This is a genomic window from Kocuria sp. CPCC 205258 (assembly GCF_040981005.1).
Lineage (GTDB): Bacteria > Actinomycetota > Actinomycetes > Actinomycetales > Micrococcaceae > Kocuria > Kocuria rosea.
The window spans coordinates 1-23,240 of the sequence record NZ_JAVKPS010000018.1 but is presented as its reverse complement, the minus strand read 5'-3'; the positions used below and the strand labels follow the sequence as shown (position 1 = coordinate 23,240).

Sequence of the window (23,240 nt, the reverse complement as noted above, 5' to 3'; positions counted from 1 at the left end):
ACCCGCATCGCGCAGCCGCGGCAGTCCCAGGGAAACGCTCATGTCACCGCCTCGGTGGTCGTCTCCGGCCCCCGGCGGCCGGGGGGCGCCGGAGCCGCGGCGGCACCGAACCGCCCGAGCAGGTCGGCGGCGACGCTGATGGCGATCACCGCCGGGGCCTTGCCCGGGATGCCGGGGAGCCCGATGGGACACGCGATGCGCTCCAGCGCGGCGTCGGAGTGCCCCTCCGCCCGCAGCCGCGCCCGGAACCTCGACCACTTGGCCCGGGAGCCGATCAGGCCCACGCTGCCGAGGTCGTCCCGGCGCAGCGCGGCGTCGCACAGCACGAAGTCCTCGGCGTGGTCGTGGCTCATGATCAGCACGTGCGCCCCGGCCGGCAGCCCGGCCAGCACGTTCTCCGGGACGGGGCTGTGGTGGAGGCGGACCTGCGCGGCCCCGTCGGTGACGTCGGCCAGCCGGGCGGGGGCCAGCTGACCCTCCCGGCTGTCCACCAGGTGCAGGTTCAGGGGCAGGCGGGACAGCACCCGGGCGAGCTCGTGACCCACGTGGCCCACACCGAACACGGCGACCACGGGGCGGGCGCCCTGGGGCTCGAGCAGCACGCTGACCACGCCTCCGCAGCACTGGCGCCCGTGCTCCACGGCGGCGTGCTCGTTGAGCGAGAAGGTCATCGTCTCCGGATCCGTGGCCCCGGCTGCGAGGAGGTGCCTCGCCCGCTCGACCACGGTCGCCTCGAGGTTGCCGCCGCCCACGGTGTCCCACGCGGCGGACTCGGACACCACCATCTTGGCCCCGGCCTCCCGGGGGGCGTGCCCGCGCACCTCCGTGACGGTGACGAGCACCCCCGGCGCGCCCTCCGCGCGCAGGTGCTGCAGGGCGTCCAGCCAGTCCACGTCAGCGCGCCGCCGGAGCGGCCGGAGCGGCGACGTCCGCCACGGGCAGGGCGCGGCGCGCCTCCTGGACCGCCCAGAACACGGCCTCCGGGGTGGCGGGGCTCGCGAGCTCGGTGCTCCGCCCGCCCGGCCCGAACGCGGCCGCGGCCTCCCGCAGCGCCTCGCGCACGCTGAAGGCCAGCATGAGGGGCGGCTCCCCCACGGCCTTGGAGCCGTAGACGACGCCGCTCTCGGTGGCCTCCTCGAAGAGGTGCACGTTGAACTCCTCGGGCATCTCCGAGAAGCTCGGCAGCTTGTAGGTGCTCGCCGCCTGGGTCGCCAGCCGGCCCCGGTGCGGCCCGTCGGACTCGTCCCAGCGCAGCTCCTCGAGCGTGAGCCAGCCGGCGCCCTGGACGAACCCGCCCTCGATCTGCCCCACGTCGATCAGCGGGGAGAGGCTGTCGCCCACGTCGTGGACGATGTCGGTGCGCAGCAGCCGGTACGCGCCCGTGAAGCCGTCGACCTCCACCTCGGAGACGGAGGCGCCGTAGGAGAAGTACTTGAACGGCTCGCCCTGCATCCGGGCCGCGTCCCAGTGGAGCCCCTCGGTGCGGTAGTAGCCGGCGGCCCACAGCGAGATCCGCTGGAAGTAGGCGTCGTGGGCGAGTTCGGCGAAGGACATCTCCCGGTCGGAGAAGCCGATCCCGGTGACCGTGCCGTCGACGAACCGGACGTCGTCGGGGTGGATGTCGAACTTGCGGGCGGCGACCTCGGCCAGCCGGTCCCGGATCTGCTCGCACGCGTTCTTGACGGCCCCGCCGTTGAGGTCAGCCCCGGAGCTCGCGGCCGTCGCGGAGGTGTTGGGCACCTTGTCCGTGCGCGTGGGCGCCAGCCGGACGGCCTCCAGCGGCACCCCGAGCGCGGTGGCCGCGACCTGGCGCATCTTGGTGTGCAGGCCCTGGCCCATCTCGGTGCCGCCGTGGTTGATGAGCACGGACCCGTCCTTGTAGACGTGCACGAGCGCACCGGCCTGGTTGAAGGCCGTGAGGTTGAAGGAGATGCCGAACTTCACGGGGGTGACCGCGAGCGCCCGCTTGGTGTCGGGGTGGGCGGCGTTGAACGCGGCGATCTCCTCGCGGCGGCGCTCCACCTCGGCCCGGTCCAGCAGCTGGGTCCAGATGGTGCGCAGCCGCTCGGCGTGCCGGACGGGCTGGCCGTACGGCGTGGCCTGGCCGGGGACGTAGAGGTTGCGGTGGCGCAGCTCCGTGGGGTCCAGTCCGAGCAGCGGGGCGCAGCGGCCCATGACCTCCTCGATCACCAGCATGCCCTGCGGGCCGCCGAAGCCGCGGAACGCGGTCTGGGAGGTCTTGTGGGTCTTCGCGATCCGGCCGTGGACCTGCACGTGGGGGATCCAGTAGGCGTTGTCGATGTGGCACAGCGTCCGCTGCAGCACGGGCTCGGAGAGGTCCAGGCTCCAGCCGCCGTCGCTGGTGACGGTGGCCTCCAGGGCCTGCAGATGACCGCCCTCGTCGAAGCCGGCCTCCCACCGGGCGTGGTACGGATGACGCTTGCCGGACAGCGTGAGGTCCTGGGTGCGGTTGAGCCGCAACCGCACCGGCCGGCCCGTCAGCACCGAGCCGAGGGCGGCGACGGCGGCGTAGCCGTGCGGCTGCATCTCCTTGCCGCCGAACCCACCGCCCATGCGCAGGCACTGCACGGTGACCTCGTGGCTGTGCAGACCCAGGACGTGGGCGACGATCTCCTGGGTCTCCGTGGGGTGCTGGGTGCTGCAGTGCACCAGGACCTGCCCGCCCTCGTCCACGTAGGCGAAGGACGCGTGGGTCTCCAGGTAGAAGTGCTCCTGGCCGCCGAACTCGAACTCCCCGCTGAAGCGGTGGGCCGCGGTGGCCAGCGCCGTGCCCGTGTCCCCGCGGCTGACGGTGGGCTGACCGCCCTGGAAGCTGCCGGCCTCGACGGCCTCCGCTACGGTGACCAGCGACGGCAGCGGCTCGTAGTCGACCTCCACGGCGTCGGCGCCCAGCCGGGCGGCCTCCTGGGTCTCGCCCAGCACCCAGCACACGGCGTGCCCGTAGAACATGACCTCGGCGGGGAACAGCGGCTCGTCGTGCTTGGTGCCGGCGTCGTTGACCCCGGGCACGTCGGCCGCGGTGAGGACCCGGACCACCCCGGGGACCGCCAGGGCCGGGGCGGTGCGCAGGTCCTGCACGCGGGCGTGGGCGTGCGGGGCCTGCACGGGCCAGGCGTGCAGCACGTCCTGGTGGCGCACGATGAGGTCGTCGGTGTACAGGGCCGTGCCGGTGACGTGCAGGGCGGCGCTCTCGTGCGGGACGGGCACGCCCACCACGGGGTCGACGGGGCGGTCGGCGAGGGACTTCAACGGGACACCTCCAGATCGGGGGCGGGCGCGTGCTGCGCCCAGAACTTGAGCAGGGCCTGCTCGAGCATGGCCGAGCGGTAGCGGGCGCTGGCCCGGTGGTCGTCGATCGGGGTGCCCTCCCCGGCCAGTGCGGCCGCCGCGGCGACGACCGTGTCGCGGGTCCACGGCGCCCCGTCGAGGAGGCGCTCCGCGCCGTGCGCCCGGATCGGGGTGGCCGCCACGCCGCCCAGGCCGATCCGCGCGGACGAGACCGTCCCGGCGTCCACCTGCACGGCGATGCCGACGGCCACGCTGGAGATGTCGTCGAAGCGCCGCTTGGCGATCTTGTGGAACCCGCTGTGCCGGGCGAGAGGCAGCGGGATCCGCACGGCGCGGATGATCTCCCCGGGGCGGCGGACGCTGCGCCGGTACCCCGTGTAGTACTCGTCCAGGGGCACCTCGCGCTCGCCCCCGGCGGAGGCCAGCACCACGGACGCGCCCAGGGCCAGCAGGGCCGGGGCCGAGTCCCCGATGGGCGATCCGGTGCCGAGGTTGCCGCCGAACGTCGCGGCGTTGCGGATCAGGCGGGAGGCGAACTGCGGGAAGAGCTGGTCGAGCAGGGGCACCCGTCCGGCGAGGCCGCGCTCGACCTCGGACAGGCTCAGGGACGCCCCGATCTCGATCCGCTCCTGTCCCACCTCGAGCGTGCGCAGCTCCTCGAGCCGGTCCACGGCGAGGGACAGCGGCGGACGGGTGTGGCGGATGTTGACCTCCACGCCCGCGTCCGTCGAACCGGAGATCAGCTGGGCCCCCGGTTCGCGCTCCAGGTGCTCGAAGAGCTCGTCCAGGGAGCCGGGACGGACGAACCGTGCGCCGTCGGCCTCCACCTGGGTGGGCGGGGCGGGCTGCGCGGGCCGCTCCTGGCGCCGGAGCAGGGGGTCGGCGTCGGCCGGAGCCCCCAGGGCGTAGGCGGCGTCGCGGATGGGCCGGTAGCCGGTGCAGCGGCAGAGGTTGCCGCTCAGGGCGTGCAGGTCGAACCCGTTGGGCCCGCACTCGTGGCCGGCCGCGTGCTCCTCGCCGGTGACCGCGGTGCCGGTCTGCGCCTCGTCGGCCGCGCCGGAGGTGCCGCGCTCGGGGCGGTAATACTCGGCGGCCATGGCGCAGACGAACCCCGGCGTGCAGTAGCCGCACTGGGAGCCTCCCCGGAACGCCATCTCCTGCTGGACGGGGTGCAGCGCCGCCGGCGCGCCGGCCCCGGGGGCGGACCCGAGCCCCTCGGCGGTGACGACCTCCTGGCCGTCGAAGGCGACGGCGGGGGGCAGGCACGCGTTCACCGCGGTCCACCGGCTGCGCCCTTCCCCGTCCGGCCGGGCGACCAGCACCGCGCAGGCACCGCACTCGCCCTCGGCGCAGCCCTCCTTGGCCCCGGTCAGTCCCTCGCCGCGCAGCCAGTCCAGCAGCCGGGTGTGCGGGCCGAGCCCGTCACAGCTCCGGGTACGACCGTTGACCGTCACTCGGATGTCGCTCATGCCTGCTGCTCCTCGGTGCATGCCACTGGCCGCGACCTGGAGTCAGGTGGTTCCCCGGGGGTACCGGGAGCTCTCTGGCGGCGGACCAGCGCGATTCGTCGTTGCTCGCCCGGTAGATAGTCCGCTTCAGGACCCGCCGTAGGCTGAGTCACACCATAACCACGCCGTGACGGGGCCGCAAGAGTTCGGGCGCCACGACCGGGCCACGGTGGATCTGGAAGAATTCTTCCACGATGTGTTGTACCTCACGTCCAACTGCTCTACGTTGGCCTCAGCCACAGGCGGGTCCCGCTCGATCGGGACTATCTACCGGGCATGATCTGACAGCCGGGTGGGCCCGCCGACGGACATCAGCCGTTCCCCGGGTCCCCCCCACGATCCGTGAGGACCTGAGCAGCATGTCGACCGTTCACGAAGAGACCACGCACCTCCAGACCCACCTCCAGCACGCCGTCGACCTCGCGGCGGAGAACGCCGCTGTCGACGGCGGACCCTTCGGGGCCGTCGTCGTGACCGCGGACGGGCGGGAGTTCCCCGCCGTCAACCGCGTGACGGCGGACCACGACCCCACGGCGCACGCCGAGGTCATGGCGATCCGCAGCGCCTGCCGCGCGCTGGGGGCCTTCGACCTCAGCGGCGCCGTGCTCTACACCAGCTGCGAACCGTGCCCGCTGTGCCTCTCGGCCTCGCTGTGGGCCCGGCTGGACGCGGTGTACTTCGCCGCCGACCGGCACGACGCCGCGGCCGGCGGATTCGACGACGCCGAGTTCTACGAGTTCTTCGCCCGGAGCGCGCAGGAGCGTGACCGGGCCCTGCCGGTCCGCCACGTCCTGCTCGCCGCACGCACCGAGCCGTTCCGGGCGTGGGCCGGCAACGCCCACCGCACCGAGTACTGAGCCGACCCGCACCGAGCACCGACCCGCACGCCCGCCGCCCCCGGTCGGCTTCCACCGGGACCACCAGATCTGGACACTTCGCGGGAGACCCGCCGACAGGGCCGGGCCCGGGAAAAACAGAGGATCGCCGGACCTTGCGCAGCAGAGCCGACGCCTGCGCGCTGAAGGAGGCTCCTTCCATGTCATCGACCACACCTGACCGTCCGACCGGCGCCCGCGCGGCGGACGCCCGCACGACCGCGGCCCGCACGATCCGCCGTGGGCGCCCGTCGCGACCGGCGCACGCGCCCGGACCGGAGGACGAGCGGCTGCCGCTGGGGCGCACCACCGCCTACGGCTTCCAGCACGTCCTCACCATGTACGGCGCCATCGTCGCCGTCCCCCTCATCATCGGGCAGGCCGCCGGACTCTCCGGCGAGGAGATCGCCCTCCTCATCAGCTCCTGCCTGCTCATGGGCGGGGTCGCCACCGTCCTGCAGAGCTTCGGGGCGCCCTTCCTCGGCTCCAGGCTGCCGCTCGTGCAAGGGGTGTCCTTCGCCGGGGTCGCCCCCATGCTCGCGATCCTGGCCGGTGGCAACGACCTGACCACCATCTTCGGGGCCGTGCTCGTCTCCTCGGTGGTGGGCTTCCTGCTCGCGGGCGCGTTCTCCCGCGTCCTCCGGCTGTTCCCTCCGGTGGTCACCGGAACGGTGATCACGGTCATCGGCATCTCCCTGCTGCCGGTCGCGATCTCCTGGGCCGCCGGGGACGGGGACGGCGGAGCCGCCGATCCCCGCAGTCTCGCCCTGGCCGGGATCACCCTGCTCATCGTGCTGGTGCTGTCCAAGGTGGGCGTCGGGATGATCTCGCGCCTGTCCATCCTGCTCTCCTTCGTGCTCGGCACGGGGATTGCCCACGCGATGGGGATGGTGGACTTCTCCGGTGTGGGCGAGGGCGGCATCGTCACCTTCCCGACGCCCCTGGCCTTCGGTCCCCCGACCTTCGAGCTCGCCTCGATCATCTCGATGCTCATCGTGGTGCTCGTGACGATGACCGAGACCACGGCGGACATCCTCGCGGTGGGCGAGATCACGGGGGCCGAGGTCGACTCGAAGCGCGTGGCCAACGGCCTGCGGGCGGACATGCTCTCCTCCGCGGGGGCGCCGCTGCTCAACTCGTTCACCCAGACGGCTTTCGCCGCCAACGTGGGCCTCGTCGCGGTGACAGGCGTCCGCAGCCGCTTCGTGGTCACGGCCGCCGGCGTCATCATGGTGGGGCTGGGCCTGTTCCCCGTCATCGGCGAGGTCGTCGCGGCCATCCCGGCCCCGGTCCTCGGCGGCGCGTCGATCGTGCTCTTCGGCACGGTGGCCTCCTCCGGCGTGCGCACGCTGGGCAAGGTGAACTTCAACAACTCGATGAACCTCGTCATCGTGGCGGTCGCCTTCGCGTTCGGCCTCATCCCCGTGGCCGCGCCCCAGTTCTACGCCGGCTTCCCGTCCTGGACGCAGACCATCCTCGGCTCGGGGATCAGCGCCGCGGCGCTCGTGGCCATCGCCCTCAACCTGCTGTTCAACGAGCTGACCGCCGGCAACTCCCGGCACCAGTCCGTCATGGCGGCGGCGCCGGTGCGGGTCGTCCGGGCGGACACCCTGGCGCACCTGCGGGAGGGCGACCGGATCCAGGACGGTGCCGTGGTGGACAGCGACGGAGCCGAGGTGGCGGTCGTGGCGGAGCACCACTTCGACGACGTCCGGAGGATGATCGACGACGGGGAGATCACGCACACGGGACAGATCCGGACGGTCCTCGCCGCCAAGGACGCGACGGCCTGAGCACCCGGGCCCGCACCCCGCCTGTGGGAACTCGACCAGGGGCGTTCCCCGCCTCCGCCCGGCACACCGCCGGGCGGAGGCGGGGAACGCCCCTGCGACGGTGTCCGGGCGGGCTCGATCAGCTCGCCGCCACCGCGCCGCGGCGCCCGGCCTCGGCCCGGTCCGCCGGCGCCGGGCCCGGCGGGGCCGGGAGCTTCAGGCGTTCACCAGGCGGCGGGCCGCCGCGGAGTGCTCGGCGGTGAGCGCCTCCACGTCCAGCCCGGTGATGGCGCCGTCCTCCACGAGCCAGCGCCCGCCCACCATGACCCGGTCCGCGCGCTCCGCGCCGCACAGCAGCAGCGCGGAGAGCGGGTCGTGGGCGCCGGAGAAGCGCAGCCCGTCCAGCCGGAACATCGCGAGGTCCGCCTGGGCGCCGGGGCGCAGCACACCGAGGTCCGGGCGGCCGAGCAGGCGCGCGGAGCCGCGGGTCGCCCAGCCGAGGGCCCGCTCCGGGGTCACGGCCTCCGCCCCGTAGCGCAGCCGCTGCACGTACAGGGCCTGCCGGACCTCCTGCACCAGGTTGGAGGCGTCGTTGGAGGCGGACCCGTCCACCCCGAGCCCCACGGGGGCTCCCGCCTCCTCGAGCTCCACGGCCCGGCAGATCCCGGAGGCCAGGCGCATGTTGGACGTGGGACAGTGGGCCACGCCCACCCCGGCAGCGCCCAGGCGGGCCACCTCGGCGTCGTCGAAGTGGATGCCGTGGGCCAGCCACGTCCGGTCGGTGAGCCAGCCCGTGGACTCGAGGTAGTCGACCGTCCGCAGCCCGAAGCGCTCCCGGCAGAAGTCCTCCTCGTCGATGGTCTCGGCGAGGTGGGTGTGCAGCCGCACGTCCAGCTCGCCGGCCAGGACGGCGGTGTCCCGCATGATCTCCCGCGTCACCGAGAACGGTGAGCACGGGGCCAGCGCGATCTGGGTCCGGGCGCCGTCGCCGCGCTCGTGGTAGGTCCCCACCAGGCGTGCGCTGTCGGCGAGGATCGTCTCCGCCTCCTGCACCGTCTGCTGCGGGGGCAGCCCGCCGTCGCGCTCGCCCAGGCTCATGGATCCCCGGGAGAGGACGGCCCGCATGCCGAGGCTCCGGGCGGCCTCGACCTGCACGTCGATCGAGTGCTCCATGCCGCCGGGGAACAGGTAGTGGTGGTCGGCCGCCGTGGTGCAGCCCGAGAGCAGCAGCTCCGCCATCGCCACCGTGGTCGCGAGCTGCAGGTCGCGGGGGCGCAGACGGGCCCACACGGGGTAGAGGTCCCGCAGCCACGGGAACAGGGGGACGCTGACCACGGGCGCCCAGGCACGCGTGAGCGTCTGGTAGAAGTGGTGATGCGTGTTGATCAGCCCGGGCACCACCACGTGCTCCCGGGCGTCGAGGACCCCGCACGGAACGGTCGGGGCTCCGCCGGCCGGGACCAGCTCCACCACAGTGCCGGAGGCGGTGTCCACCACGACACCGCCGGCCGTGTCCGCGGAGGCGTCCTCGCCGGTGTACAGGGCCAGGGGCTCGCGCAGCCACAGCAGGTGGGAGCCGGGGTTCGAGGTGTGGGGACGCACAGGGTTCTCCGATCGGTCGCAGGTCTCGTCACCGGCGCCGTGCGCCTCGTGTGGTCCGAGGGCGGCACGCGGCGCCGCCAGCTCAGTGAGGTCCTGTCTGCTGATCCAGGAGACCGCTCCCGCGGTCCCGGTGACCGTAGCACCGGCGGATGTTCGCCTTCAACCGTCCGGACCCCGACGACGACGGGCCCGGACGGCGTCCGGTCAGCTCTCCCCGCGCCGGATCAGTCGGCCCGACGGAGTCCGGAAGTCCACGGAGCTGCCCCGCAGATAGGTTCTGCGCACCTTTCCGGACAGCGCCTTGCCCTGGTACGGGGTGATGGGGTTCTTGTGATGCAGCTTCCCGGCGTCCACGACGAAGGCGTCGTCGGGCGCGAAGACCACCAGGTCGGCGTCGTAGCCGATGGAGACCTTGCCCTTGGCGCGCAGGCCGGCCCGCTGGGCCGGCTTCGTCGACATCCACTCCACCACGCGGCCCAGGTCCACTCCGCGGCGCCGGGCTTCCGTCCAGATCAGGGACAGCCCCAGCTGCAGCGAGGAGACACCACCCCAGGCCACCCCGAAGTCGCCGTTGTCGAGGTCCTTGAGGTCCAGGGTCGAGGGGGAGTGGTCGGAGACGATGAAGTCGATGGTCCCGTCGATCAGTCCCTCCCACAGCAGCTCGCGGTTGCCGACCTCCCGCACGGGCGGGCAGCACTTGAAGGCGGTGGCGCCATTGGGCACCTCCTCGGCGAGCAGGGTGAGGTAGTGCGGACAGGTCTCCACCGTGATGTCCAGGCCGTCCCGCTTCGCGGTGGCGAGCATGGGCAGAGCGTCCGAGGAGGACAGGTGCAGGATGTGGGAGCGGGCGCCGGTCCAGCGGGTGCGCTCGATGACCTCGGCGATGGCCAGGTTCTCGGCGCCGCGCGGGCGGGACTTCAGGAAGTTCTCGTACACGTCCCCCTCGGGCCGCGGGGCACGGTCGATGGCCCGGGAGTCCTCGGCGTGCACGATCATCAGCGAGTCGAACGTCTTGATCTCGGCGAGGTCCTCCTCCATCTCGTCGGCCTCCAGATGGGGGAACTCGTCCACCCCGGAGTGCAGCAGGAAGCACTTGAAGCCGAAGACGCCGTCGTCGTGCAGCTCGCGCAGGTCGGGCTTGTTGCCGGGGATCGCCCCGCCCCAGAAGCCGACGTCCACGAAGACGTTGTCCTGGGCGAAGAGGCGCTTGTACTCGAGGGCCGGCACGTTGACGGTCGCCGGGACCGAGTTGAGCGGCATGTCCAGGACCGTGGTGACGCCCCCGGCGGCGGCCGCGCGGGTGGCGGAGGCGAAACCCTCCCACTCGGTGCGGCCGGGCTCGTTGATGTGCACGTGGGTGTCCACCAGGCCGGGCAGCAGGTGCTCGTCCTCGGCCAGCTCCACGACCTCGCGGCCGACCAGGCCGGCGCCGAGGGGTTCGATGGCCACGATCCTGCCGTTGCGCACGCCGACCTCGCGGGGAGCGAAGTGGTCCCCGCAGGAGACGTTCTGCCCCCGCACCACGAGGTCGAACTCGCGGTGATCACCCGCGAAGGCGCCGTCGTCGTCCGCCCCGAGGTGGGGGGCGTCGGCGGCATCGGCAGGCATCCCGTGCTCCCGCTTGTAGTCGGCGATCAGCCGGCGCACGCGCTCGGGGTCGTTGACGTCGTGGCTCACGTCCAGCTTGTGCGCCTGCTCGGCCTCGAAGGCGCTCCGGGCGGCGGCCGGCTTGGTGGCCGCGCGGGCGGAGTCCTCCCGGGCGATCGCCGCAGGGTCCGCACTCACCTGCTGCGCACGCCCTGCCGCGTCAGAAGCGTCGTCCGCGCGCTGTCCGGGCTCCGCGGACGGTTGACCCGGATCCGGTCGGTGCCCCTGCTCGTCGCTCTGCTTCCCGCCCCGGTCGGTGGTCCCCGGCCGCTGCGGAATCTTCTTCTCCGTCATTCGGAGCTCCTCCTCGTCTTCGGCGTCCGCGCGGGGCGCCGGATCGATCAGTTGGGTCGGGTCCCCGTGAGCAAAGCGGGGAGCTCGAGGGCGAGCCGGGCGCCCACCTGCTCGAGCAGCCTGCCGGCCTCGCGCATGCTGACCCGCGGGTCCGGCTCGAGCTCGGTGAGGGCATAGGTGCGCACGAAACCGGCGGCCCTGCGGGTCTCCTCGTCGAGGGTGGTGCGGCCGCACACGGCCACCACCGGGACGCCGGCGGCGTGCGCGGTGGTGGCGACCCCCATGGGGGTCTTCCCGCCGAGCGACTGCTCGTCGAGGCTGCCCTCCCCGGTGACGACCAGGTCGGTGCCCGCCATCCGGTCGGCGAGCCCCACGAACTCCAGGACCACGTCGATGCCGGGGCGGCGCTGGGCCCCGAGCACGGCCAGGGCCGCGTAGCCCACGCCGCCGGCGGCCCCGGCGCCGGGGGACCCGGCCGCCGTCAGGGCCACCGGGCCCAGGGCGTCCGCCAGCCGGTCCCGGAAGACCGTCAGCGCGGCATCGAGGGATGCGACGAGATCCGGGTCGGCGCCCTTCTGCGGGCCGAACACGGCCGCCGCACCGTTGGTCCCCGTGAGGGGGTTGTCGACGTCCGCGGCCAGGACGAACTGTGCGTCCTGCACCCGGGGATCCAGCCCGGTGAGGTCCACCCGGGCCAGCCGGGCGAGCTCGGCGCCTCCGCGGCCCAGCTCGGCGCCCTCGTCGTCCAGCAGGCGAGCGCCGAGGCCCTGGAGCAGCCCCGCACCGCCGTCGGTGCAGGCGCTGCCGCCCACCCCCAGGACGATCCGGGTGGCTCCGGCATCGAGGGCGGCGCGGACCAGTTCGCCGGTGCCGCGGCTGGTGGCGCCCCCGGCGTCGAGCACGGGTGCGCCGTCCTCGTCCACCGGGAGCGCGGCCAGTCCCGAGGCCAGGGCCATCTCCACCACCGCGGTCCGGTCGAGCAGGGCGAAGCCTGCCTCGACGGGGTTTCCGGCGGGACCGGTCACGGTGGTGGAGCAGGCGACGAATCCGGCGCCGACGGCGGCGTCGAGGGTGCCCTCGCCGCCGTCGGCCACCGGGACGGCCACGACCGTGGCGGACGGCTCCACGGACCGGATGCCCGCCGCGAGGTGCTCCACCACGTCGGTGGCTTCCAGCGAACCCTTGAACTTGTCCGGGGCGACGACGATGCGCACGGCCGTTCCTCCTGTTGTGTGCGGACGGGGATCAGTCGAGCAGGGCGATCGCCGTCGGGGCGTCCACGCCGCTGACGGCGAGTTCCTCGAACTCGACCACGTTGTCGATCTCGGTCCCCATGGAGATGTTGGTGACCTTCTCCAGTATGACCTCCACCACCACGGGGACCTGGTGCTCCTCCAGGAGGACCCGCGCCTGGCCGAAGGCCTCCTGCAGCTTCTCGGGATCGGTCACGCGCAGGGCCTTGCAGCCCAGGCCCTCGACGACCTTGAGGTGGTCCACGCCGTAGCCCTGGGTCTCCGGGGAGTTGATGTTCTCGAACGCCAGGGAGACGTTCTGCTCCATCTTGAACCCGCGCTGGGACTGGCGGATGAGGCCCAGGTACGAGTTGTTCACCACCACGTGGAGATAGGGCAGGTTGAACTGCGCCCCGACGGCCAGCTCCTCGATCATGAACTGGAAGTCGTAGTCCCCGGAGAGCGCGACGACGGTGGCCCCGGGCTTGCCCCGGACGACGCCGAGGGCGGCGGGCCCGGTCCAGCCCAGCGGGCCGGCCTGGCCGGCGTTGATCCACTGGCGGGGGCCGTGCACGTGCAGGAACTGGCCGCCGGCGATCTGCGAGAGCCCGATCGTGGAGACGTAGGTGACGTCCGTGCCGAAGGCGGTGTTCATCTCCTCGTAGACGCGCTGCGGCTTGACCGGGACCTGCGTGAAGTGCGTCTTGCGCTGCATCGAGCCCTTGCGCTGGGCGCAGTCCTTGACCCACACGGACCAGTCCGGCACGGAGAACCGCTCCTTCCGCTCCCGGGCGACCTCGATGAGGATCTCCAGGGCCGCGCCGGCGTCGGAGACGATGCCGAGGTCGGGGGAGAAGACGCGTCCGATCTGGGTGGGCTCGATGTCGATGTGCACGAACGTGCGGCCCCGGGTGTAGGTGTCCAGGCCGCCGGTGTGGCGGTTGGCCCACCGGTTGCCGATGCCGAGCACGAAGTCGGACTCCAGGAACGTCGAGTTGCCGTAGCGGTGGGAGGTCTGCAGTCCGACCATCCCGGCCATCAGCGGGTGGTCGTCCGGGATGGCGCCCCAGCCCATGAGGGTCGGGATCACGGGCACGTCCAGCAGCTCGGCGAGCTCGACCAGCTGCGCCGAGGCATCGGCGTTGATGATGCCGCCGCCGGCCACGATGAGCGGACGCTGCGCGGAGGAGAGCATGTCCAGGACCTTCTCGGCCTGCGCGCGGGTCGCCGCGGGGCGGTGAACGGCCAGGGGCTCGTAGACGTCGATGTCGAACTCGATCTCGGCGAGCTGGACGTCCAGGGGGAGATCCAGCAGCACCGGACCGGGCCGGCCCGAGCGCATGAGGTAGAAGGCCTTCTGGAACGCCCCCGGCACCTGGCCGGGCTCCAGCACCGTCATGGCCATCTTGGTGACCGGCGCGGCGATCGAGGAGATGTCCACGGCCTGGAAGTCCTCCTTGTGCAGCTTGGCCACGGGGGCCTGGCCGGTGATGCACAGGATCGGGACGGAGTCCGCCCACGCGGCGTAGAGGCCGGTGATCATGTCGGTGCCCGCAGGCCCGGACGTCCCCACGCAGATCCCGATGTTGCCGGGGGCGGCCCGGGTGTAGCCGTCGGCCATGTGCGAGGCGCCTTCGACGTGCCGGGCGAGGGTGTGCCGGATGCCGCCGTGGGCGCGCATCGCCGAGTAGAACGGGTTGATGGCGGCGCCGGGCAGGCCGAAGGCCTCGGTGGCGCCCTCCTTCTCGAGGATGGCGACGACGGCGTCGACCGTGCGCATTCTGGCCATGATGAACTCCTTGGAAGCAGGACCCGGGATCGGGTCGGGAAGCGGTGAGGTGGGGAAGGTCAGCGGCCCGAGCGGCCGGAGAGCTCCTCGACGAGCTTGAAGAGACCCGAGTGGTCGAGTCCGCCGTCGCCCTTGTTGACGGTGGCGGCCACGAGCTGGGCGACGATCGCGCCGAGCGGCACGGCCACGCCGGCCTCCCGGGCGGCGGAGGTCACGATGCCCATGTCCTTGTGGTGCAGCTGGAGCCGGAAGCCCGGGTCGAAGTTGCGGTCCAGCATCTTCTGGCCCTTCTGGTCCAGGACCTTGGAACCGGCCAGGCCGCCCCCGAGGACCTTCAGCGCGGCGTCCGTGTCCACGCCGTAGGCCTCGAGGAAGACGACGGCCTCCGCGAGCAGCTGGATGTTGCCGGCCACGATCAGCTGGTTGGCCGCCTTGACGGTCTGCCCGGAGCCGGCGGGGCCCACGTGCACGATCGTCTTCCCGACGGCCTCGAGCACCGGGCGGGCGGCCTCGAAGTCCGCGGCCTCGCCGCCGACCATGATCGAGAGCACGGCGTCGATGGCGCCCTGCTCCCCGCCGGAGACCGGGGCGTCCAGCGGGCGCAGCCCGTGCTCGACAGCCTCCCGGGACAGGCGCGCGGCCACGTCCGGGCGGATGGAGCTCGCGTCGATCCAGACGGTGCCCTGCGCGGCGTGGGCGAAGACGCCGTCCTCGCCGGTCACGACGCCCTCGACGTCCGGGGAGTCCGGGACCATCGTGATCACGACGTCGGCGTTCGCGACGGACTCGGCCACGCTGGACGCGCCCTTGCCGCCGGCCTCGACGAGCTGGTCGATCTTGTCCTGCGAACGGTTGAAGCCGACGACGTCGTAGCCGGCCGTGACGAGGTTCTTGGCCATGGGCAGGCCCATGATGCCGAGTCCGATGACGGTGACGTTGGTCATGGTGGGATTCCTCACTGTGGGAGCCCGTGCGGTGCGTACGACGGGCCGTGGTGGCAGGTGCGGGGGAGGAGCGGCGTCAGGCGCCGGCGCGGGCCGCGGACCACGCGGCGGTCCAGGCGAAGGGGTCCTGCTGCGACGCCTTGTACTCGAGGCCCACGTAGCCCGAGTAGCCGAGCTCCCGGCTGCGCTCGATCCACTGCTGGAGCGGGAGCTCGCCGGTGCCGGGCTCGTTGCGCCCTGGGGCGTCGGCGATCTGGATGTGGCCGAAGTCAGCGGCGTGCTTCTCGATGACCGCGGAGACGTCGTCACCGTTGACCGACAGGTGGTAGAAGTCGGCGAGCAGCCTGATGTTGTCGGCACCGGCGGCCCGGACCTTCGCGATGACGTCGAGGGCGTCCTGGGCGGTCTTCAGGGGATAGGCCTCGGTGCCGGAGACCGGCTCCAGCAGCACGGTCCCGCCGATGCGCGCCACGCCCTCGGCGGCGGCCACGAGATTGCGCACCGCCAGCTCGTCCTGGGCCTCCGGCGTGTGCTCGGGCCGGCGGTTGCCGTAGAGCGCGTTGAAGGCTCGGCAACCGGTGCGCTCGCCGATGGCGGCGACCACGGCGATGTTCTCCTTGAACTCCCCGCAGCGGCCCTTCCAGGACACGAGGCCCCGGTCTCCGCCCGGCATGTCGCCTGCGTTGAAGTTCAGCCCGCTCAGCTGCACCCCCGCGTCCCGGATCGCGTCCACGAAGGCGTCGACGTCGCGGTCCGCGGGCACGGACTCCGCGAAGGGCCACCAGAACTCGACCGCGTCGAAGCCGGCGGCCTTGGCGGCCGCGGGGCGCTCGAGCAGGGGCAGGTCGGTGAGAAGGATGGAGCAGTTCACGGTGTAGGACATCTGGATCCTCCTGGTTCGGACGGGACCGCCACGTATTTCGAGATGTGGAAGTCAATTTCTGTCTTGTGAAACAGCGTACGATCCCCTGTGACGCAGGTCAATCCCTGATTGGAAGAATTATTTCAGGATGTGGAAACTGTGGGGTGTGGTCCGATGGCATGGAAGGACCCCGTGCCGCCGCGGTGGCAGGGCGGCACGGGGTCCGGTCGGTGGGGACGGGATCGCCGTCCGGTCAGCGCAGCTTCATCTGCCGGTTGACGTCCTTGTAGAGGAGGTACCGGAACCGGCCGGGGCCGCCCGCGTAGCAGGCCTGGGGGCAGAACGCCCGCAGCCACATGAAGTCGCCGGCCTCGACCTCGACCCAGTCCTGGTTGAGCCGGTAGACGGCCTTGCCCTCGAGGACGTAGAGCCCGTGCTCCATGACGTGGGTCTCGGCGAAGGGGATCACCGCCCCCGGCTCGAAGGTCACGATCGTCACGTGCATGTCGTACCGGACGTCGTCCGGGTCCACGAAGCGCGTGGTCGCCCACTTGCCGTCGGTCCCCGGCATGGCCGTCGGCTCGACCTCCTGCTCGTTGGTGACGAACGGCTCCGGCACCTCGATGCCCTGCACGTACTCGTAGGCCTTGCGGATCCAGTGCAGGCGGGCGGGCTCGCCGCCGCGGTTGCGCACGGTCCACTCGCACTCCGGCGGGAGGAAGGCGTAGCCGCCGGGAACGAGCTCGTGCTCCTCCCCGTCGACGGTCAGGACGAGCGCCCCCTCCATGAGGAAGAGCACGCCCTCCACGCCGGCCTCCGTCTCGGGCCGGTCGCTGCCGCCGCCGGGGCCGACCTCCACGATGTACTGCGAGAAGGTCTCCGCGAAGCCGGACAGGGGCCGGGCGAGCACCCAGACCCGGGTGTCCTCCCAGAACGGGAGCCGGCTGGTCACGATGTCCCGCATGGTCCCGCGCGGGATCACCGCGTAGGCCTCCGTGAACATCGCCCGGTCCGTGAGCAGCTGGGTCTGGTCGGGGTGGCCGCCGTGCGGCGCGTGGTAGGTGGTCTCGGTCATCTGAAGTCGCCTCCGGTGGTCGATGCGGCCGGTGCCGCGGCCTTGGGGTGGGCCAGGGAGAAGAGCTCGTGCTCGCCGATGCCGGCGCTCTCCTCGAGCTCCTCCCCGGAGATCGCGCCGCACAGCACGCCGCGGTGGACGAAGCGGGCCAGGGCGCGGGCGGTGGCCGGTTCGTCCATGATCTCCGACTCGATGCCGTGCACGTAGTTCTTCAGCCGCAGCGCCGCCGCGGGGAAGCCCTCGCGGTAGAAGAAGTACGTGGCCAGGTAGCGGGTGGGCAGCTGGTGCGCGTGCAGGTCCCATCCCTGGTAGTAGCCCCGCTCCAGGGAGCGGCGCACCAGACGGGCGTGCAGCCGCCAGGCGGCCAGCTTCTGCCGGTCGCTCCCGGTGGGCAGGATGTTCGTGGAGCCGTCGGACAGCCGCACCCCGGTGCCGGCCACGGCGACCTGCATGACGGCCTTGGCGTGGTCGGCGGCCGGGTGCTCCATGGACTGGTACTGGGCGGCGATCTGCAGGGAGTCGGAATAGTCGTAGGTCCCGTAGTGCAGGGCCTCGACCCGTCCGTCCGTTCGGTGGAGCATCACCGGGATGGGGCAGGTGCCGTCGGTCCCCAGGATCATCGGGGCCGTCTCCATCTGCACCTCGAACCGCAGCCGCCCGGCCGGCAGTCCGAGGCCCGCCTCGAGCTGTTCGCAGGCCTCGACCATGACGTCGACCTGCTCCGTGGTGCTCACCTTGGGCAGGGTGAGGACGAGGCCGCGGGGGAGGCCGTCCTCGCTGTGCCCGGCCTCCCGCAGCCCGCCCTCGCGCACCAGGGTGGTGACGAACAGGTCGAGCGTGCGCAGGCCGCGGTCCCGGGTGGCGGCCTCGAAGCACTTGAAGCGGATCCCGATGTACGGCGGCGCGGTGCCCTCCCGGACGGCCAGGGCCACGGTGCGCGCCGCGCGCACGGCCCACTCGTCCTCCTCCTGGTCCCCGCGGTCGCCGAAACCGTCCTCGAAGTCCAGACGGACGTCCTCGATGGGCTCGGTGGCGAGCTTGTGCTCGACCGCTCGCGCCACCCGGTCGACCAGACCAGGGTCGGCACCCTCGGGGGCCACCTCCTCCGCGAGGGAGGCCGCACCGAGCCCGGCCACGGACCGGGCGGCGCGCTCTCCCCACTGCCGGGCGGTCTCCGGGGTGAAGCTGTCGGCGGGGAGGTAGACGGTGTGCACGGGCTGGCGTGTACCGGGGTCCCCCGGGTAGGACCGCTGGAGCAGCGCGTCGGTGCCGGCCAGCCGCTCGGCAGCGCGCTGCCGGAAGGCCGTGCCCAGCGTCCCGGTGTCCAGGTCGCCGGCGCTCACTTCGTGGCCACCCGGTCGCGGTCGGACTGCTCGAGCAGCTCGTAGGCGGGCAGGGTGAGGAAGTCGACGTAGTCCTCGCCCAGCACCAGATCGGCGATCAGGGCGGCCGCCGGCTCGAAGTGCGCCTCGTAGGACTGCGGGTCGACCTCCTCGCGCAGGACCTCCTTCTGCCGCTGGAGCTCCTCGGCCACGAGCTCGCGGGTCGCGGTGTTCCGGGTGTCCTCGTAGACCACGCCGTTGCGGATCTGCTGCCAGATCTGCGAGCGGGAGATCTCGGCGGTCGCGGCGTCCTCCATGAGGTTGTGGATGGCCACGGCCCCGTTGCCGGAGAGCCACACGGCGGTGTAGCGGATCGCCACGTAGAGGTTGGCCGCGAGCTCCTTCTGGGTGCTCACCCGCCCGGCGCTGGCGACGTCGAGCAGCTGCTCGGCGCTCACCCGCACGTCCTCGCGCAGCCGGTCCACCTGGTTGGGCCTCTCGCCGAGGACCCCGTCGAAGACCTCGCGGCAGGTGGGCACCAGGTCCGGGTGGGCCACCCAGGAGCCGTCGAAGCCGTCGTCGGCCTCGCGGGTCTTGTCCGCGCGCACCTTGGCGAACGCGGCCTCGGTGGCCTCCTGGTCCCGGCGGTTGGGGATCACCGCGGCCATGCCGCCCATCGCGAAGGCCCCGCGGCGGTGACAGGTCCGCACGAGCAGCTCGGTGTAGGCCCGCATCAGCGGGGCGGTCATGGTGATGGTGGAGCGGTCCGCCAGGACGAACTTCTCGCCGGCGTCCCGGAAGTACTTGATGATGCTGAACAGGTAGTCCCAGCGTCCCGCGTTGAGCCCCGAGGCGTGCTCGCGCAGCTCCCAGAGGATCTCGTCCATCTGGAACGCCGCGGGGATCGTCTCGATGAGCACGGTCGCCCGGACGGTGCCGTGCTCGATGCCCAGGTGCTCCTCGGCGAACGTGAACACGTCGTTCCACAGCCGGGCCTCGAGGTGGGACTCCAGCTTCGGCAGGTAGTAGTACGGTCCGTGCCCGTTGGCCAGCAGGAGCTTCGCGGTGTGGAAGAAGTGCAGGCCGAAGTCCACGAGCGCCCCGGAGGCCGGCTGCCCGTCCACCGTGACGTTGTGCTCGGGCAGGTGCCAGCCGCGGGGCCGGGTGACCACCACGGCGAGCGGGGCGTCCTGGCGCAGGGCGTACTGCTTGCCCTCCGGGGACGTGTGGCTCAGGGTGCCCCGGGCGGCGTCGCGCAGGTTGAGGACGCCGTCCACCTGGTTGTGCCAGGTGGGACTCGAGGCGTCCTCGAGATCGGCCAGCCACACCTTGGCCCCGGAGTTCAGCGCGTTGATCGCCATCTTGGCCGGCGAGGCGGGCCCGGTCATCTCGACCCGGCGGTCCTGCAGGGCCGGCGGCGCCGGGGCGACCGTCCAGTCCCCCTCGCGGATCTCCCGGGTCTCCGGGAGGAAGTCCAGGGTGCCGGTCTCGGCGGCCCGGCGGCGGTTCTGCTCCCGGGCGCCGAGCAGCTCGGCGCGGCGGTCGGCGAAGTGGTGGTGCAGGGCCTCCACGAAGGAGAGGGCCTCGGCGGTGAGGATCTCGCTCGCGCGGTCCAGGCCGGCGGGGGTGGTGAACTCGATGGCCATGGTGGTCTCCGTTCGGTGCTGGGTTCGGTGGGCGTCGCCGCCCGTGGTGCCGGGCGGCGACGCCCGGTGGTGCGGACTCGGTGCCGCGCTGCTAGCGGGCGGCCACCGGTGCGAGCTGACGGGTGTCCTGCTGGGCCGCCTGCTGCACGGCCTCGGCCACGGCCGGTGCCACGTGCTGGTCGAAGACACTGGGGACGATGTAGCTCGCGTTGAGCTCGTCCTCGGCCACGCAGTCGGCGATGGCCTGTGCGGCGGCGACCAGCATGTCGGTGGTGATGTCGGATGCCCCGGCGTCGAGCAGGCCGCGGAACAGGCCCGGGAAGGCCAGGACGTTGTTGATCTGGTTCGGGAAGTCCGAGCGGCCGGTCGCGACCACCGCGGCGTGCTCCGCGGCGACGCCCGGATCGATCTCGGGGTCGGGGTTGGCCATGGCGAAGACGATCGCGCGGTCGTTCATGGCGGCCACGTCGGCCCCGTCGAGCAGGTCGGGGGCGGAGACGCCGATGAAGACGTCGCTGCCCACCACGGCCTCCTTGAGCGAGCCGGAGAACCCGGTCTCGTTGGTGTTCTCGGCGATCCACTGCCGGTGCGGGTCGTCGTAGCTCTCCCCGCGGTGGATCGCGCCCTTGCGGGAGCAGGCGATGATGTCCTGCACTCCCTGGGCCTTGAGGAGCTGGATGATGGCGTGCCCTGCGGCGCCCACCCCGGAGACCACGACCTTGATGTCGCCGATCTGCTTGTCCACCACGCGCAGGGCGTTGAACAGCGCGGCCAGGGCCACGATCGCGGTGCCGTGCTGGTCGTCGTGGAAGACCGGGATGTCGAGCTCCTCGCGGAGCCGGGCCTCGATCTCGAAGCAGCGCGGGGCCGCGATGTCCTCGAGGTTGATCCCGCCGTAGACAGGCGCCATGGCCTCGACGATGCGCACGATCTCGTCGGTGTCCGTCGTGTCGAGGCAGACCGGCCACGCGTCCACGCCGGCGAACGCCTTGAACAGGGCGGCCTTGCCCTCCATGACCGGCAGGGCGGCGGCCGGGCCGATGTCGCCCAGGCCGAGCACCGCGGTGCCGTCGGTGACCACGGCCACCGTGTTGCGCTTGATCGTCAGCCGCCGGGCGTCCTCGGGGTTGTCGTGGATGGCCATGCAGACCCGGGCCACGCCGGGGGTGTAGGCGCGGGAGAGGTCGTCACGGTTGCGCAGCGAGACACGGGGGGTGACCTCGATCTTGCCGCCGAGGTGGATCAGGAACGTGCGGTCGCTGATCTTGCGCACCTGGACGCCGTCGAGCGCCTCGAGGGAGTCGCGCACCTCGTCGCGGTGGGAGGCGTCGGAGACGTTGCAGCTGACGTCGACGACGACGTGGTCTGCGTGGGACTCCACGATGTCGAGGGCGGTCACGGCCGCGCCGGCCCGAGCGGCGGCGGCGGCGAGCTCGCTGGTGACGGTGAGGCCTGCCGGGGCCTCCACACGCAGGATCATCGAGTATCCGGGACTGGGCGTGGCCATGGTTCCTCCAAGGGCTGTGGTGCGACCATTTCAGTCGCATCGTGGAATGAAACTTTCGTATTATGGATATTATGGGAGCCAGCCGAGGTTGGCAAGGATCTTTCGTGACACCTGTCACGGATCCGGCCGCCGAGATCTCGCCCGGCGCACGAGGCGGCCGGGCTGTACCGACGGGAGATGGCCATGACCACGACGACCACACGAGCCGGTTCGGGCGGGGTGCAATCGGTGGAACGCGTTTTCGAGCTCCTCGAGGTGATCACCGCGGCCGGTGGGGAGATGTCGCTCAGCGAGCTCTCCGCCGCCGTGAAGCTTCCGCTGCCCACCATCCACCGGCTGCTGCGCACGCTGGTGCCCTCCGGCTACGTCCGTCAGCTCCCCAACCGCAACTACGCGCTGGGGCCGCGGCTGATCCTGCTGGGGGAGGCCGCCGGGCGGCAGTTCGGTTCGGCGGCCCGTTCGCGTCTGGACGAGCTGGTGGCCGAGCTCGGCGAGTCGGCGAACATGGCCGTGCTCGACGGCCAGGAGGTCGTCTACATCGCCCAGGCCCAGTCCAACCGGTCCATGCGCATGTTCACGGAGGTGGGCCGCCGGGCCGACACCCACGACACCGGTGTGGGCAAGGCCATGCTCGCCACCCTGCCGGACGAACGGGTCCGTGCCATCGTGGGCGCGGCGGGCATGGCCACGCCCACGCCCAAGAGCATCGGGACCCTCGAGGAGCTCTTCGCGGACCTCGACCGGATCCGGGAGCGCGGCTACGCGATCGACGACGAGGAGACCGAGCTCGGCGTGCGCTGCTACGCGATGGCCGTGCCCGGGGCGCCGACCCCCACGGCGATCTCCGTCTCCGGACCGGTGTCCCGGGTGGACGAGGAGTTCGGCCGCCGGGCCGTGCCCGTGCTGCGCCGAGCGGCCGAGGCGATCGCCGCCGAGCTGATGCCCGTCACGGCCTGACTTCGGGGCGCGACGACGACGCCCGCCGGCCCCCGAGGGGCCGGCGGGCTTCGCTGTCGGAGGCGGGTGCTGGATCAGGCGTCGCCGCCCGCGTTGCCGGTGGTGCCGGCGGTGACGTCGTCCAGGCGGTAGCGCTCGAACGCCCGGGCCGGGGCCCCGGCGTCCACCTCCCCGCGGTCGGCAAGCATCTGCAGCGCCCGCACCACGATGGAGTGCACGTCGATCCCGAACCAGCGCCGAGCCGCGGCGCGGGTGTCCGAGAAGCCGAAGTCGTCGGCACCCAGGGTGGCGAAGTCGTTCGGCAGGTACTGCCGGATCCGGTCCGGCAGCTCCGAGACGAAGTCCGTGGAGGCGATGACGGGCCCTTCCGCCCCTGCGAGCTGCTGGGTCACGAAGGGCACCCGGCGCGGTGCTGCCGGGTTGCGGAACGCCTCCTGCTCGGCGGCCAGGCCGTCGCGGCGCAGCTCGTTCCAGGAGGTCACCGACCACACGTCGGCGGAGACCCCCCACTCCTCGGCCAGCACCTGCTGGGCCTGCAGGGCCCACGGCACCGACACGCCCGAGCCGAGCAGCTGCACCTTCGGGCCGGGGTGCGCGGAGCCGGCGACCCGGTGGATGCCGCGCACGATGCCCTCGACGTCGACGTCCTCCGGCTCGGCCGGCTGCTGGTAGGGCTCGTTGTAGACCGTCAGGTAGTACATGACGTTCGGGTCCGCCGAGTCCGGGCCGTACATCTGCTCGAGGCCGTGCCGGACGATGTGGGCGATCTCGTAGCCGTAGGCCGGGTCGTAGCTGCGCACGGCCGGGTTCGTGCCGGCGAGCACGGGGGAGTGGCCGTCGGCGTGCTGGAGGCCCTCGCCGGTGAGCGTGGTGCGCCCGGCGGTGGCCCCGATGATGAA

General features: G+C 72.4%; 16 protein-coding genes and 1 pseudogene. 3 read left to right on the top strand and 14 right to left on the bottom strand.

Going from position 1 to position 23,240, the window contains the following annotated elements; all coding sequences use genetic code 11:
* Positions 1-38 precede the first annotated feature (38 nt).
* From xdhC to RF644_RS18270, 3 genes are read right to left on the bottom strand one after another with little or no spacing between them, the layout of a single operon-like run.
* Positions 39-893, bottom strand: a complete 855-nt coding sequence (gene xdhC / locus RF644_RS18280; protein WP_368797602.1) for a xanthine dehydrogenase accessory protein XdhC — start codon at positions 891-893, stop codon at positions 39-41.
* A 1-nt stretch (position 894) separates the two neighbouring features.
* Positions 895-3,270, bottom strand: coding sequence for a xanthine dehydrogenase molybdopterin binding subunit (gene xdhB / locus RF644_RS18275; protein WP_368797601.1), 2,376 nt, complete (start codon positions 3,268-3,270; stop codon positions 895-897).
* Positions 3,267-4,778 (bottom strand): xanthine dehydrogenase small subunit, encoded by a 1,512-nt coding sequence (locus tag RF644_RS18270; protein ID WP_368797600.1) that lies wholly within the window; start codon positions 4,776-4,778, stop codon positions 3,267-3,269. Before RF644_RS18270 ends, xdhB begins: the two co-directional genes overlap by 4 nt.
* Positions 4,779-5,176: 398 nt before the next feature.
* Between RF644_RS18270 and RF644_RS18265 the strand changes: the two genes are divergently transcribed.
* Positions 5,177-5,674: a nucleoside deaminase gene (locus RF644_RS18265; protein ID WP_368797599.1), complete on the top strand. Its 498-nt coding sequence runs from the start codon at positions 5,177-5,179 to the stop codon at positions 5,672-5,674.
* A 179-nt stretch (positions 5,675-5,853) separates the two neighbouring features.
* The gene (locus RF644_RS18260; protein ID WP_368797598.1) at positions 5,854-7,485 is read left to right on the top strand and encodes a nucleobase:cation symporter-2 family protein; all 1,632 of its coding nucleotides are present in this window, start codon (positions 5,854-5,856) and stop codon (positions 7,483-7,485) included.
* A gap of 195 nt (positions 7,486-7,680) precedes the next feature.
* Here RF644_RS18260 and RF644_RS18255 read toward each other — a convergent pair whose 3' ends face one another.
* From RF644_RS18255 to RF644_RS18210, 10 genes are all read right to left on the bottom strand, one after another.
* Positions 7,681-9,066, bottom strand: a complete 1,386-nt coding sequence (locus RF644_RS18255) for an 8-oxoguanine deaminase (protein ID WP_368797597.1) — start codon at positions 9,064-9,066, stop codon at positions 7,681-7,683.
* Positions 9,067-9,270: 204 nt separating this feature from the next.
* Positions 9,271-10,674: an allantoinase AllB gene (allB, locus tag RF644_RS18250; protein ID WP_368797604.1), complete on the bottom strand. Its 1,404-nt coding sequence runs from the start codon at positions 10,672-10,674 to the stop codon at positions 9,271-9,273.
* A gap of 380 nt (positions 10,675-11,054) precedes the next feature.
* Positions 11,055-12,221 (bottom strand): glycerate kinase, encoded by a 1,167-nt coding sequence (locus RF644_RS18245; protein ID WP_368797596.1) that lies wholly within the window; start codon positions 12,219-12,221, stop codon positions 11,055-11,057.
* A 31-nt stretch (positions 12,222-12,252) separates the two neighbouring features.
* Positions 12,253-14,028 (bottom strand): glyoxylate carboligase, encoded by a 1,776-nt coding sequence (gene gcl / locus RF644_RS18240; RefSeq protein ID WP_368797595.1) that lies wholly within the window; start codon positions 14,026-14,028, stop codon positions 12,253-12,255.
* A gap of 59 nt (positions 14,029-14,087) precedes the next feature.
* Positions 14,088-14,972, bottom strand: coding sequence for a 2-hydroxy-3-oxopropionate reductase (locus RF644_RS18235; protein ID WP_017834767.1), 885 nt, complete (start codon positions 14,970-14,972; stop codon positions 14,088-14,090).
* 76 nt (positions 14,973-15,048) lie between these two features.
* Entirely contained in the window at positions 15,049-15,855 is an 807-nt protein-coding gene (locus RF644_RS18230; RefSeq protein ID WP_368797594.1) for a hydroxypyruvate isomerase family protein, read from the bottom strand.
* Positions 15,856-16,087: 232 nt separating this feature from the next.
* Positions 16,088-16,909, bottom strand: coding sequence for a bifunctional allantoicase/(S)-ureidoglycine aminohydrolase (locus RF644_RS18225; RefSeq protein WP_017834769.1), 822 nt, complete (start codon positions 16,907-16,909; stop codon positions 16,088-16,090).
* Positions 16,906-18,237, bottom strand: coding sequence for an aldolase (locus RF644_RS18220; RefSeq protein ID WP_368797603.1), 1,332 nt, complete (start codon positions 18,235-18,237; stop codon positions 16,906-16,908). The genes RF644_RS18225 and RF644_RS18220 overlap by 4 nt, the downstream gene beginning before the upstream one ends.
* An 11-nt stretch (positions 18,238-18,248) precedes the next feature.
* The gene (aceB, locus tag RF644_RS18215; RefSeq protein WP_368797593.1) at positions 18,249-19,877 is read right to left on the bottom strand and encodes a malate synthase A; all 1,629 of its coding nucleotides are present in this window, start codon (positions 19,875-19,877) and stop codon (positions 18,249-18,251) included.
* A 91-nt stretch (positions 19,878-19,968) separates the two neighbouring features.
* Positions 19,969-21,384: an NAD-dependent malic enzyme gene (locus RF644_RS18210; protein ID WP_368797592.1), complete on the bottom strand. Its 1,416-nt coding sequence runs from the start codon at positions 21,382-21,384 to the stop codon at positions 19,969-19,971.
* Between the two features lie 183 nt (positions 21,385-21,567).
* Between RF644_RS18210 and RF644_RS18205 the strand changes: the two genes are divergently transcribed.
* Complete coding sequence (locus RF644_RS18205) at positions 21,568-22,341, top strand: IclR family transcriptional regulator (RefSeq protein ID WP_109268305.1); 774 nt, start codon at positions 21,568-21,570, stop codon at positions 22,339-22,341.
* A 74-nt stretch (positions 22,342-22,415) separates the two neighbouring features.
* On the opposite strand, the pseudogene RF644_RS18200 reads toward RF644_RS18205, so the two are convergent.
* Positions 22,416-23,240 (bottom strand): annotated as a pseudogene (locus RF644_RS18200) (pyruvate dehydrogenase (acetyl-transferring), homodimeric type); the annotation flags it as partial.